Origin of the sequence: Aeribacillus sp. FSL K6-2833, from assembly GCF_037965815.1 — a bacterium.
GTDB lineage: Bacteria > Bacillota > Bacilli > Bacillales > Aeribacillaceae > Aeribacillus > Aeribacillus composti.
Map to the genome: position 1 here is coordinate 3566141 of NZ_CP150189.1, position 13030 is coordinate 3579170.

The following is a 13030-nucleotide window of genomic DNA, read 5'->3' on the forward strand; positions in this document are numbered from 1 at the left end:
AGCTAATAATGAGCCTGAAGGATGAATCTTCTATCACATTACCAATCTATTATTCAAAACTTGGCGTTTTATAGCGAGCTGTGACAACCTTTTTGCGCGTATAAAAATCAACGCTGTCTTTTCCGTTGGCGTGCAATGTTCCAAAGAACGAAGACTTCCATCCGGAGAACGGGAAAAACGCCATTGGAGCCGGCACTCCTAAGTTAACGCCTAACATACCTGCATCAATATTTTCGCGGAAATAGCGAATGGCTTGAGCGTTCGTTGTAAAAATACATGCGCCGTTGGCAAACTCAGATCTATTTGCAATTTCGATCGCTTCTTTTAAATGTTTCACCCGAATGATCGATAAGACAGGTGCAAAAATTTCATCTTTCCAAATGGTCATATCGGTTGTAACATTGTCAAAAATCGTAGGTCCGATAAAAAACCCGTCGTCTGTTGCGCGATTGCGTCCGTCACATACCAAGGTTGCGCCTTCTTCAACACCCTTTTCAATATAACGGATCGTGCGTTTTTTATTTTCTTCTCGGATGACCGGTCCTAGCAAGACACCGTCATCAAGGCCGTTGCCCATTTTAATATTTTCTGTTTCTTCTTTTAACTTGGCGATAAATTGATCAGCAATTTCTTCTTCCACCGTCACAACTGAACATGCCATGCATCGTTCTCCTGCTGATCCGAATGCTGAAGAAATAATGTTGGTAACAGCATCATCCAAGTTGGCATCCTTTAACACAATCGTATGGTTTTTCGCTCCAGTCAACGCCTGAACGCGTTTTAAATTTTCACTAGCCCGTTTATAAACGTATTCGCCAACCGGTTTGGAGCCAACGAACGAAATCGCTTTGATATCCGGATGATCCAAAATTCCGTTGACAACATCATGCGCTCCATTTACCACATTTAATACACCTTTTGGAAGACCCGCTTCTGTAAACAAGTTGACTAATTTTTCGATTAAGAGAGGTGTTCTTTCAGATGGTTTTAATATAAAAGTATTGCCAAGCGCTATTGCCATTGGGAACATCCAGCAAGGCACCATCATCGGGAAGTTAAACGGAGTAATCCCGCCGACCACGCCGATCGGATAGCGGTAATTGGTCGCCTCAATATCAGTCGCAATCGTTGATAAGGAATCCCCCATCATTAAAGTAGGCGCTCCTGCCGCAAACTCTACATTTTCTATTCCGCGCTGGACTTCTCCTAATGCTTCAGAATAACTTTTTCCATTTTCAATCGTAATGATCCGCGCTAATTCTTCCCTATGCTTTATTAACAGCTGCTGAAAATTAAATAGGATTCTTGCACGGCGAGGAACAGGGACGTTTTTCCATTCCTCAAAAGCTTTTTTGGCAACTTCTACAGCTTCATCCACTTCCTCTTTTGTAGAAAGCGGAACTTGGCCAATTACTTCTTTAGTAGCAGGATTGTAAACATCTTCATATTTTGTTGCTTTACTTTCAACCCATTCGCCATTAATGTAATTTTTTAATTTTAATGCGTTAGACATTTTCTGTCCCCCTTAATTCATCAACACTAGTTGATCATAAATAGTTGGTATGTTTTTAAAAAAATTGATGATATTATTGTTATATATTAGTTATATTTTGGTTATATCTCGATTTTTATGATAATATTAAAAGCGTTTTCAGTCAACAAAAATTTTAAAATATTTCTGCTACTAATCGGCTAAATCTTCATTATTATTGAACTTATAGGGTAATATAGATATAATTAACGTTGATGGTTAAGTTTTGGTTAACTTTATAATTTGTTTCAGATATTAGCCAGTGAAAACTAAAGAAAGCAAGAGGGATCCACATGTTAAAATCTAAACGAATAGAACAAATAGAAAAATATGTTTTTGAACATCAAACCGTTTCGTTGGACGAACTTGTTAAGGAATTCAATGTGTCAAAAAACACCATCCGGCGCGATGTTCAACAATTAGTTGAACGGGGAACGATCAAAAAGGTGTACGGAGGAGTTGCTGTTAATCATACAACATTAGAATCATTTACGGTCAGACAAACCCGCAATCAAAAGCAGAAAAAAGCCGTTGCCAAAGCAGCCGCAAAATATGTTGAGGACGGCGATATTATTTATATTGATTCGGGAACAACAACATTGGAAATGGTGGAATATTTGCAAACAAAACAGGTCACGATCATTACAAACAATTTGGACTTTATTATAAATTCGTACCCTTACCCAAACTTAAACGTTCTGACAACAGGTGGAATATTTGAACGTAAAACGAAATCGTTCGTCAGTCTCAAAAATATGGATATATTACAAAGCTACAATATTAATAAAGCTTTCATGGCATCAACCGGCATCTCCATTTCAAATGGCGTAACGAACTCCTCCCCGCTTGAAAGCGAAATAAAACAAACAATTGTCAAAAGAAGTGAACAAGTTTATTTATTGGTAGATCATGATAAATTTGATAAATACGCTTTAATGACTTATTGCCGTCTTGATGAGGTTGATTATATTATTACGGACACTGCTCCGAGCGAGCAATACCAGGAATTTGCCAAAAAACACAATATCCAGCTTGTCATTGCTGATAATGAAAATTAAACATAAAACATCGTTGACAAGCTGCTAGCAGCTTTTTCTTTTGTCAAATTGTTTTTGAGGTGACTGAATCCTTGTTCTCATCATGACTTCCTCAAGCTTGTTCACCTTTCAACGATGGAGACATATTTTAATAGATTTTCGAAATCGTTCCTGCTGTTCTATGGAACAGGAAGAAATTGATTTATTTAGTAGATAAGTGTAAATTTTTTTATTTTATCGGACACACAGAGTGAAAGCCATTCGATTATTCTATTTTCAATCTGCTGGTCAAACCAATTGGCAAAAAGTATTTAAACCTGCGGTTACAATTGGACAATTTGCAAACAGAGAAGCCCTCCCTTCAACACCGCTTAATCAAAAATCAACTTAGTTATGCAAAAACCCCCGCCTTTTTTTCGTTTTGGGAACTGTTGCAAAGTATGTATAAAGATTTTTAAGGCAAATCATGAAAACCTCCTTCGGCAAACATAAAACCCTTGGACAAATCCTTTTACTGGATTGCCCAAGGGTTTAAGAATATTTGCGAAACGAATTCATGAGTTGAGGAGCTACACCACATGTCGCTCACCGCCGCATATTTGCTTAGCAAGTTCTTCCTGAAACATTCTTCCGGTGATTATACCCCAACAGCTTACGAAGCAATGTTTCCAACCACCTTTTCCTTATCTAAGAGATGGTTTCAAACAAAAAAAGAGAATTGCCATAAGATTTCTATAATCAGGAACTGTATCATACGACTGGAATTTTCAGTAAATTCTCAAAACAAAACCTATCAAAGGAAAAATACCTCCTTTAAAGGTTCTGCCTTAGGAAAGGCTGGGACTATAAGATGCGAATGGGTAATTATAAGGGTAATGATGATAATGATGGATATAATTTGGATTTTGGCGGGTCGATCTAGTTTGATCATTTTCATATTTCTTACGTTTACAGTTTTTATGTGGGCCGATAAATGTGTTCGGTTGAATAGGAGCTATAGTTTTCTTCCATTCCTGTTCATTCAGGCAATAAGTATGCGCCATGATATTTGACGGAGTAAGCTTTAAGATATCTGAACCTAAAATCACCTCAGGAGTCGGGGCATCAAATATTGCCAGAAGGTGTGTATTATCCTTGGTTGCTACTTCGTAATGCCACCATGCTTGCGGAATATTTACCACCTGCCCCGGCTTAATTGGATAGTTATGAATTTGTTTTGTAAATGGGTTCAACATCGAGACAGTGGCAGCACCGGAAATACAATAGACCAGCTCAGCTGCATTTTGATGATAGTGAGGTTCTATAACATTATTTTTGCTTAAAAAAATATCCAATAAAGATATGTTTTCTAATGTGTTTAACTGTTTAATTCCCAAGATATTTATAAAGTTGTGTTTATCCTTTGTGAACGATCTACTCTTGTTGACATCGAAGGTGAATTGCGTTTTAGGTGATGTGTAATCCAAATATGCAACCATGTGCACTCATCCTTTGTGTTTAAATATTTCACCATAATCTATGCAGACACGTATTAGTAGTGCAAGTACCTAAATAAAAAAGCCAAAGATCTCCCTGTACCTAAAATATGGGCGATATAAAAAATTAGGGATAATCTTTTCCAGAAAGGGTAATATGCCGAAACTTCCTTGAGCTTTCTCGCAGCCAAAGGCAATTTTCCCCCTGACCGATTCGCTATCTATGCAGGATCATGAAGACGTACACATTAATCGGAGCGAAATAGTTGAACTTTTATCGTTGCAAAAACATCAGGCAGCTCAATATCAACGTCATCTCTATTTTGTGATTTGGCCAGTTATTTTTCAGTCAAAATCATTTTTGAAAACAATAATGACTTTGTTTTAATTCGAAAATAGTTGCACAACTGACCAATGTAAGACTATACTTTTTGGGATAAGCAAATCACATACTGCCTAAGCCTTCCTTGGTCAATGGTTATAAATTCAGCATTCTGTTTGAAAGAAGAGTACTTCCTAATTGTAAAAAATAAAATGTTAAACAATAACTAATAATAATTTTTTTGGGTACATCGTATTTAAGTAATAGTTTGTAGAAAACAAAAATAGATAACAATAAGAAAGGGTTAAATAAAGTAAATAAAAGATTATTGCTAACCAAAACAATATTATTTGAGTCATTTATAAAGTTTGCCAAAGCTATGGGAATCTGAATGGAAGTGTTCACCAACATAACTATACTACAAATAAATAAAAATTCTCGCTTAGTTATCCCAATACGAAATATTCGACCAAATATATACGCTATAATGCTTAATATCAGAACCCCTATGAAAATAGAAGCTAAATTAAGAATACCAATTATAGAAACCAATATGACCGAGACCATACTGTCTAAATCCGGTAAAATGCTTTTCATATAATTGTTTAAATAATCAAAAATACTTAAATAAAGCAATATATAGTTTACCAATATTCCAAACCATACTAACTTGATACTTGGTTTATTCATTTATATACCCCTCGTAAGAAGATGATTTATTAAAAAAAATGAGAGTATAAAAAGAAACAGAAATTCAAAGCCCAAAAAAATGAATTTTAACATTTTATTGTTTATCTTTCCTCCTAATTGCCAAGCAAGAATAAACATAGATAAAATTAAGGGGAATAAACTTAAATATAGATTTTTAGTTAGTACTATAACGATCAATGCTAAGAAAAAAAGGGCAGTTGATAGAAAATTTGCAAATTTTGCACTCATGACATGACCTCCAATATTATAATGGGGTTATATACCATTCTATTATTGCTGCCAATGTAAGGAAAATTAATATTATACTGGTTAATAGGGCTATTTCAAATAACGTCTGTTTTATTAGCTGTTTTGTACTTAAAGAAGTACGGAAAAATTCAATAATAATTGATACGCCTTTTAATCCAATGATTCCACTTATTAATATCGCAGGTATCTCAAATATTCCATGCGGGATTAGCTTTACAAAAATACTTGAAATAGACAATCCAAGCTCCAATTGCTGCTGAATAGAGGAACCGACTATTAACCCATTGGTTATCAAAAATATAACAGTAGGAATACCTAGAGAAAGTAATCCCGAAGCAATAACTAGTGATGCCTTTATATTATTAAAAAGTAAGTTTTCTACATCAGAAGCCTGTATATAGTTTAAGTCTCCTCTTACTGCATCTATTCTAAACAAATACCCCCCTGCCATCCCCCCAAAAAATAAAAGTAAAGAAATGACAAACAATATTTTGTTATTAGATACAAGCTTACGAACAACATCTTTTATACCCCTTCCCTGAAAATTCATTTGCTCATCATTTCTCCAGAATTTTTACCTAAGTAAACTGATGTAATACGCTTTTCTATTGAATCGAGACTTAATTTATTGGTTGAAAATTCCTCGACAATTTTACCTTTATGTAAAATCCCTATTTTATCGCATAGAGAATGTGCCAATTCAAGTAAATGTGTCGTTAGAATAACTGTTTTATCTGCTTTTACAAACTTTTTTATATACTGTCTTATAATATGTGAATTGATTAAATCGATTCCTGTCAAAGGTTCATCTAATAATAATATATCTGGATCGTTCAATAATGCTGATGCAATAGATACCTTTTGTTTCATTCCGTGGCTATATGTCTTAATCAATTCATCTTTTGCTGATGTTAAATTGAAGAGGTCAATTAAATAAGAAACTTTATCTTTTCGCAACTCTTTCGGAACATCTAAAATAGATGCAAAGAACAAAAGATATTCTTCCCCGCTTAAATATTCATATAAAGAAGCGGAATCAGGAACAAAACTTATTTTTTTATTGCTTTTATTACCAACAGGATTCATATTATCAATGTATATTTCACCATTATCTGGTTTGGATAAACCTGCAAGGATACGTAGAAAGGTAGTTTTCCCAACACCATTCGTACCAACAATCCCATAGATACAACCCGTATCCACTTGGAAATTAAGGTTATCTAAAACGATATTTTCATCATATCTTTTAGATAAATTTTTCACCTTAATCATTTTTTAAGAAAACCTCCCTGACTGAAATTTGTTTAGTATACGTAGCAACGATGGCATAAGCGCAAAAGAAAAAAGCAACGAGAATTAATATAAGAATACATGCAACCATAGTGTTTAATTTTAATCCGAAAAATTGATCTGCGATCAGTAATCCTCCTATGAAAACCGTGTATAGATAAGTTAGACCATTATTTAAAATGCTTTCTATAAAATTAGCTTTATGGGATTCACCAATTTCATAGGGATGCTCCCAATTTATCCGTGGGTATAACGCTGTTGAGAATATTTGAAATAAACCACTCAGTCCACCATAGGTGAGCATAATAGTGATTGATAAAGCATACAGAAAAATATTTACATTTATAAAAACAGAAGATAATAAGACGACGAAAAAAGTGACTAGAAATGTAAAAATAAAATATATATACCATTTTTCTTTGACAATATCCCACATTGTATATTTGGTATAAACAAGCAAGTGTATATTCTTGGCCTCTGTATCAATCGCTAATATCATTTTTAGTGATTCGCCAACAATTTGAAATATGGCAAAAGCAAATACTGTTATAATGGATAAAAAAAACAACGGTGATGTTGAATCAATAAAATGTTGTACGACTGGCAAGGCGATTCCGATAAATACTAGCAAGCCAAATATAGTTTTTCCTATATGCCCAATAAACCATGAACTAACACGCTTAATATGAAGTATGTCTTTTACAAAAAAATATTTATTCGTATTCATGAACTTATCTTTATCAGATATAGAGCTTTTATGGGTACGAATTTGGTAATAAGGTATTAAATCTAAATGATTTAATGTTTTGATCCATATCAAAGTGAATACACCAGCTATGAATAGCATGAAAAGAAAAACGATGAAAAGTTTATGAAACTCGAGATTATATATGTCCTTAGGCAGACCGAGTTCCATTAAAAAAGACTGATATTTTATCACAATATCTGCTAATTTAATTCCAAATTTTTGTGAATTGAATAACAGTGAAGCGATCGTGAAGGGTAATAAAAAAAATAAGAGCCCAACGACTATAAATAGAAAAAAGCGATTTAATAAACGCAGTGATTGTATATAAAAAAAATGGGCAAACAAAAAGCGGAAGTATGAAAAAAACATAGTCATTATTAAACTTAATAGACTAAATAGCGGAAAATAGTAAATCAAAAATTTCAGCTCAAAACTTGGGTAATTTATATGTATCCCTAAAACTACAGGCATTAACAAAACGAACCACATTATCACTGTATTTTTCAATGAGTCACCATAAATAGAAGCAATGACTTGCAACACTCTATAACTTTTTAATTGAGACAACATTTTTGTCGTGTCATAATAAAAAACAGAAGATTTTTTATTAAAGAAACTTAATGAGTTGAAGAAAGCAAGAAATATTACAAAGCTCAAAAAGGCATTTAACCATGTATTTGCGTCTAGATCCTTGATGATATAACCAGTTAAAAATACTGTGAAAAAAAACAAAGCACTCATAATAAAAATCATAATGAGTGTAATCCATCTATATATCTTTCTAAGATCAATTTTATCCAGCTGCCAGTCTGCTAAAAATTTTCGCAGAGCAGATTTTCTGTTATATTTTATTATATTGATCATTTTATCTAAAAAAGAAAAGACAGAATTACTAGTAAACATTATTGAATTGGCACCTCCTGACTAGGTAAACAGAAAAAAGAAGGGGCATGTTAATTTTAGTATTAGCTGCGAATACAAGTTTTGCCGGATTTCCGCAGCTTGTGCTTGTACTCTTTCAGCTTTAATTACCAAGCAATAGCATATTTTCTTCCTGAATTTTGAATAACGGCTTTAATTGCAGTAATACCTCCAATTGCGCCGCTAAGTCCAGCTACTGCCGCAACAATCGACCAAAGAGTTAAACCTCCAGAAACCAAATCAATAATAAGCCCTGCTGTAGCCTGTTTAATTCCGAGTTTAGTAGCTAATCATGCGAAAGATGAATTTACAGTTCCTATTTCAGTAGTAACTTGAGCTGCCATTAAACCTAATGCAAAAGTTAAAAGACTAGCAAGAAATCCTTTTTTTCAGGTCTACACATTGCTTCATTGATACTATCTCCTAAATTATCAATTTTATACAAATACCTTCAATCCCCTAGATTACCATATATAGGGTTGATTGTAAATTAAATTCCATATAACACTTGTAAAATAGGAACTACTAACTATTATCATGCTTTCATCCTGGTACACAATTTTATTAATAGTTAACCGTGTCCGATTGTTCCATATAAGCCAAATTTTTTTCATATAAGGCCCCATTTCTCAAAGCCTTGTTGTATAAGACCTTCCATTAACGCTGCCAAGAGAAGAAAAAATACATAGAGCACAAACAGTATAAGACATATCTTTAATATCTCTTTTTTTGGAAAAAGGGCTTTTTTAATCACTTAAAAGTCACTACTGCAGGCTTTAGTGCGAATGCCCCAACAAGTATAATTGCTAGGATTTCAAAAACACATGAAAAATTGTATATTTAAATACAAATCAAAAAGAGAATGGGGGTGTTTAATAAGTCGTTTTTACGGCTTATTGACGCCCCCATTAATGCTTTAGAAACGTTAATATATCGGTGTTTATGATTTTTTGTTTTCAATGGCGATTTGACTTTCAAAGACAGCCCCTACTAGTACTTAATAAATATCCTTGTAAAAGGATATACCAAAAAAACGAAACCAATGAAAACACACCAATACATGCTGGCAATAAAATCATGAAATTATGAAAAAATATAGACTGCCACGTAAGCTCCTCATCATCGAGGTTTTCTGAAACTATTACTACAGCCTCCTGTTCCATGTCTGTTGCTTCTCTTACATCAGTTAACTGCAAATAAATCATTGGTCCACAAAAACTTATTAAAACAATTAAAAGTGAAAGTAAAAAAACATCTCGATTTCTTTCCAAAAATGCCATACCAAACGCCTTAAGTCGAAATATATTTTTCACGTTCATACCAAGTCCTTGATAAAGTTAATTCTTTTTTGGAAGGATGGATGAGTTTCTTTCCACTCTTTCCTTTTGAAGTCAAACTCGTCATTCTCTTTTTCACTGATTCGCTCTAACTTCATTAATGTTTGAATATATAACTCCTTATTCCCCAATTGCCTTACAGCAAATTCATCTGCTTGGTGTTCAAACATTTTACTAATTTTATTCGGAAGCCATTCTGTGAGCCCTATTAAAGCGATTATACCAACTGGGAAAATAAGGATATACTGTCCCCATCCAAATCCTAGCATAATTTTTCTAGTAAAGAACATCAGCAAACTAATAATCGTCGCTACTCCAAAAGTAATAAACAGTATCCAACGACCATGCTTTCGTTTGATATGTCCAATTTCGTGAAATAACACTGCCTTTACCTCATCTAAAGTAAATTTTTTTATCAAACCTTCTGTCATGTAAATGTTAATGCTTTTTTTAGATGCAAAAGGAGTACTATACACCCAAGCATTCGTCTCATTCTCGGACTCTTTCTTCGTAAATAGGTTAACGTTTATACTACATGCAGCTTCTATCGTTTTTTTCAAAGAGTAAAATTGCTCGGTGAATCCCACATTTTCATAGTTCCCCATGAAACGATGTATTACAGTATAAACTAGCATTATAATAAGGGTTAACGATAAATACCAAGCAGCAAATAAATACCATTTGTCCACAATTTTTACATATAGGGATAGTGGAAAAAGGAAAAATGAGAAAAAGTAAGCAAGACTTCCTATAGTGAGTACAAAAATTATAACTATTTCCCTTTTTGAAAATTCAAGGAAATCTGATTCCTCCATTTCAGACTCTCCTTCAATATCCTCATCACTTTTTATCGTCCATTGGTATATAGCAGTTGTCAATGAAACTGATAAAAACGTCGGGAGAAAGATACATAACAAAATGCTCCAAATGTATGATTTTGTTAAAAGTAGTGCGTAACCCATCGAAAAATGATAGTTTAATATCAATGGAAGGATTCCAGCTAAGATAAACGGAACAAACAATGTAAAAAGATTGCGCCATGGAAGAACCTTGTTAATAAACAATGCCAAAAGAAAAGGCAATAAAAATGAACAACCATATATCAAAAAAGTAAGAGTTTTACTAAACTCCGTCTTCAATCGGATGGAGAATGATCCATCATTTTTTGCAGCACGTATTGTATATTCATTAAAAAAAAATTTCCTCTTACTAGACTGAATCGTCACTTCCTTACTAAAAGACGGTTCAACCCCTCTTCTCGTCATAACAGTCAGCTCTTCTCCAGCAGGTAAGATAATGTTTTCTGTATTGACTTTGATAAATTGATAATCAATAGGTCCAATATGAAAAGCGAGCGGACGATTGGTAGAGTCTTCTTCAGTATGTTCAATATCTAAAAGATAGTCCCCTTGGTATATGGAATAGCCAGTTAAAAGCTTCTGGACTCCTACATTTTTTTTTGAATCGAGAAGAATAAATGGCGATAAAACAGCTGAACGGATACTTAACTCAACCATAATAACCGAAACTGTAAAAAACGCCGTGACCAATAAAAATATGAGCATTCTTTTTTTCATAATAACTACTCTCCTTAATTTATAGGAAACTTGTCATAATCGATGGAATTGTTTTTAATGTCAAGTTTGCTACAAAGATAATACTTACAATAAGTAAAGGAGCAACCCGTCTTTCAGATTTCAATAATGCTTTAACACCAAAATACAATAAAACAAACTGCCATATTAAAAAAGGCTCAACTTGATTAAGAAGAGCAACAGCCACATCATGATCTAGATTTGGAACCAGAACCCGCAGTCCTACCGGTTCAAATACTTCTCCTGTAATTAAAACAAGTGTGGCAAAAGATATTGTTTACAGAAAATGATGAAGAGACGACAATTTTTTTACATGCCCTTTATTTATCAATTACCATATATAGGGTTAAATGTAAATTTTATTACATGTAAAACAGGAAATATTAACTATTGGAAAGAAAGATGAAATAATAGGCCGGAAGAAGCAGAAAATCTGATATAAGAAGAATTAGACTATCTTGTAAATGAAGAAAGAACAAGCTGAGGACTTACCTGTTTGAAGCTGCAAAACAATGAATGGAAGAAGGAATTAAAGTTATAGATTCTGAATCGGAAATTACTATTATATTTGATCCGCCAACTGTAAAACTAAGAAAAATTAAGATAATAGGACTAGATCCGTTTCAACAAAATTGCAATAACTAGTATTGAATCTGTGAAAGCTTAACAGATTCAAAATCTTACAACTTATAGTATTCAGAATATTTCAGATTTTGATACAATCTATAAATAATAGAATTGTATAAATTACTACTTGCCGGAGGGAAAATAATATGAAAAGAGATTATGGTCTTTGTTTATGGACGTTTGGAGATATAGATTTTGAAGAGAAATGTAAAATATCCAAGGAGATTGGTGTTGACGGAGTGGAGGTCCAAGGGGATTTGTCACAATCTCCGGAAGAGTTAGCAGCGATTTTAAAAAAATATGACTTGAAGGTATTGTCCGTAACACCTGAAAATGTAGACATTTCCAGTTCTGATGAAAATATTCGAGCTAGTGCCGTACAATATTTTTTAGACCTAATCAGTTGGGCGAAAAATTTAGGCGCCAACAGAATCTGCTTACATGGTGATGTTGGGAAAATACATGGATGCGGAGATTTAACAAAAGACTGGGATTTGCTTGTAGCTAGTACGAAGGAGATTGTAAATAAAGCGGAGGAAGTTGGCCTTCAAGTTGTATTTGAAGTACTCAATCGGTATGAGAACCATCAAATCTTAACAGCAAAGGAAGCGATTTCATTAATTAATGAAGTAAAAAGCGACAACCTTTATATATTATTAGATGCATATCATATGAATATTGAGGAGGCTTGTCCAATTCAGGCAATCAAGGACGCAGGGAATAAGCTGGGTGTTTATCATGTCGCTGATTCCAATAGGCAAGCTATAGGTAACGGACACTCTGATATTAGAGGTCAAATAAAAGCTTTAGATGAAATTGGTTTCAAAGGACCGATTATAATGGAAATGGTCGCAGAAGGACCCAATCCATTTACGCCGATTAAGCATGGAAACTATTTAGATGTGGTGGTCAATTACTATAAAGAATCTTTAAGACAACTAAAACAATGGGATGAAATGAAAGTTCAAGTATAAAGAAATCTCCTGACAGAAGTCGTTTTATTTCGATTGATATGATTTCATTTCAAAAACATTTTAATCCCTGTTTAGACTTTTGAAATCACTTGTGAATCATTGAGTTTTTATACAATCAAAGCCTTGTACAGTGGCATCATATTCAACATGAGGGGAGGGTGTGGTGATAGACTGGTCTGTATGCCTTGCAAAGTCCTATCACCTGCCCCTCTT

The 13030-nt window shown here is 33.7% G+C and carries 10 protein-coding genes; 2 read left to right on the forward strand and 8 right to left on the reverse strand.

Going from position 1 to position 13030, the window contains the following annotated elements; all coding sequences use genetic code 11:
• Positions 1–49 precede the first annotated feature (49 nt).
• Complete coding sequence (gene iolA, locus NSQ94_RS17160) at positions 50–1513, reverse strand: methylmalonate-semialdehyde dehydrogenase (RefSeq protein WP_063387635.1); 1464 nt, start codon at positions 1511–1513, stop codon at positions 50–52.
• A 311-nt stretch (positions 1514–1824) separates the two neighbouring features.
• Here iolA and NSQ94_RS17165 point away from each other — a divergent pair, with 311 nt between their 5' ends.
• Positions 1825–2589: a DeoR/GlpR family DNA-binding transcription regulator gene (locus NSQ94_RS17165; RefSeq protein WP_327847885.1), complete on the forward strand. Its 765-nt coding sequence runs from the start codon at positions 1825–1827 to the stop codon at positions 2587–2589.
• 806 nt (positions 2590–3395) lie between these two features.
• Here NSQ94_RS17165 and NSQ94_RS17170 read toward each other — a convergent pair.
• From NSQ94_RS17170 to NSQ94_RS17200, 7 genes are all read right to left on the reverse strand, one after another.
• A complete protein-coding gene (locus NSQ94_RS17170; protein ID WP_063387638.1) occupies positions 3396–4046 on the reverse strand; it encodes a cupin domain-containing protein in 651 nt (216 codons plus the stop codon).
• Between the two features lie 1274 nt (positions 4047–5320).
• On the reverse strand, positions 5321–5875 hold the full coding sequence (locus NSQ94_RS17175; RefSeq protein ID WP_327847886.1) for a stage II sporulation protein M: 555 nt from the start codon (positions 5873–5875) through the stop codon (positions 5321–5323).
• Positions 5872–6597, reverse strand: coding sequence for an ABC transporter ATP-binding protein (locus tag NSQ94_RS17180; protein ID WP_117017319.1), 726 nt, complete (start codon positions 6595–6597; stop codon positions 5872–5874). The genes NSQ94_RS17175 and NSQ94_RS17180 overlap by 4 nt, the downstream gene beginning before the upstream one ends.
• Positions 6590–8266 carry a hypothetical protein gene (locus tag NSQ94_RS17185; RefSeq protein ID WP_339229744.1) on the reverse strand — a complete coding sequence of 559 codons (1677 nt, stop codon included), beginning with the start codon at positions 8264–8266 and terminating at the stop codon, positions 6590–6592. Before NSQ94_RS17185 ends, NSQ94_RS17180 begins: the two co-directional genes overlap by 8 nt.
• A 125-nt stretch (positions 8267–8391) precedes the next feature.
• Positions 8392–8523 carry a hypothetical protein gene (locus NSQ94_RS17190; RefSeq protein ID WP_339229746.1) on the reverse strand — a complete coding sequence of 44 codons (132 nt, stop codon included), beginning with the start codon at positions 8521–8523 and terminating at the stop codon, positions 8392–8394.
• Positions 8524–9258: 735 nt separating this feature from the next.
• Positions 9259–9564, reverse strand: coding sequence for a hypothetical protein (locus tag NSQ94_RS17195; RefSeq protein ID WP_339229748.1), 306 nt, complete (start codon positions 9562–9564; stop codon positions 9259–9261).
• A 35-nt stretch (positions 9565–9599) separates the two neighbouring features.
• Positions 9600–11198, reverse strand: a complete 1599-nt coding sequence (locus NSQ94_RS17200; protein WP_144598574.1) for a M48 family metallopeptidase — start codon at positions 11196–11198, stop codon at positions 9600–9602.
• 791 nt (positions 11199–11989) lie between these two features.
• Between NSQ94_RS17200 and NSQ94_RS17205 the strand changes: the two genes are divergently transcribed.
• On the forward strand, positions 11990–12817 hold the full coding sequence (locus NSQ94_RS17205) for a sugar phosphate isomerase/epimerase family protein (RefSeq protein WP_094245009.1): 828 nt from the start codon (positions 11990–11992) through the stop codon (positions 12815–12817).
• Positions 12818–13030: the final 213 nt, after the last annotated feature.

What these genes read in the sequence shown, in the direction of transcription:
- iolA (WP_063387635.1), bottom strand. Translation starts at nt 1,513, where the DNA reads ATGTCTAACGCATTAAAATTAAAAAATTACATTAATGGCGAATGGGTT.
- NSQ94_RS17165 (WP_327847885.1), top strand. Translation starts at nt 1,825, where the DNA reads ATGTTAAAATCTAAACGAATAGAACAAATAGAAAAATATGTTTTTGAA.
- NSQ94_RS17170 (WP_063387638.1), bottom strand. Translation starts at nt 4,046, where the DNA reads ATGGTTGCATATTTGGATTACACATCACCTAAAACGCAATTCACCTTC.
- NSQ94_RS17175 (WP_327847886.1), bottom strand. Translation starts at nt 5,875, where the DNA reads ATGAATTTTCAGGGAAGGGGTATAAAAGATGTTGTTCGTAAGCTTGTA.
- NSQ94_RS17180 (WP_117017319.1), bottom strand. Translation starts at nt 6,597, where the DNA reads ATGATTAAGGTGAAAAATTTATCTAAAAGATATGATGAAAATATCGTT.
- NSQ94_RS17185 (WP_339229744.1), bottom strand. Translation starts at nt 8,266, where the DNA reads ATGTTTACTAGTAATTCTGTCTTTTCTTTTTTAGATAAAATGATCAAT.
- NSQ94_RS17195 (WP_339229748.1), bottom strand. Translation starts at nt 9,564, where the DNA reads ATGGCATTTTTGGAAAGAAATCGAGATGTTTTTTTACTTTCACTTTTA.
- NSQ94_RS17200 (WP_144598574.1), bottom strand. Translation starts at nt 11,198, where the DNA reads ATGAAAAAAAGAATGCTCATATTTTTATTGGTCACGGCGTTTTTTACA.
- NSQ94_RS17205 (WP_094245009.1), top strand. Translation starts at nt 11,990, where the DNA reads ATGAAAAGAGATTATGGTCTTTGTTTATGGACGTTTGGAGATATAGAT.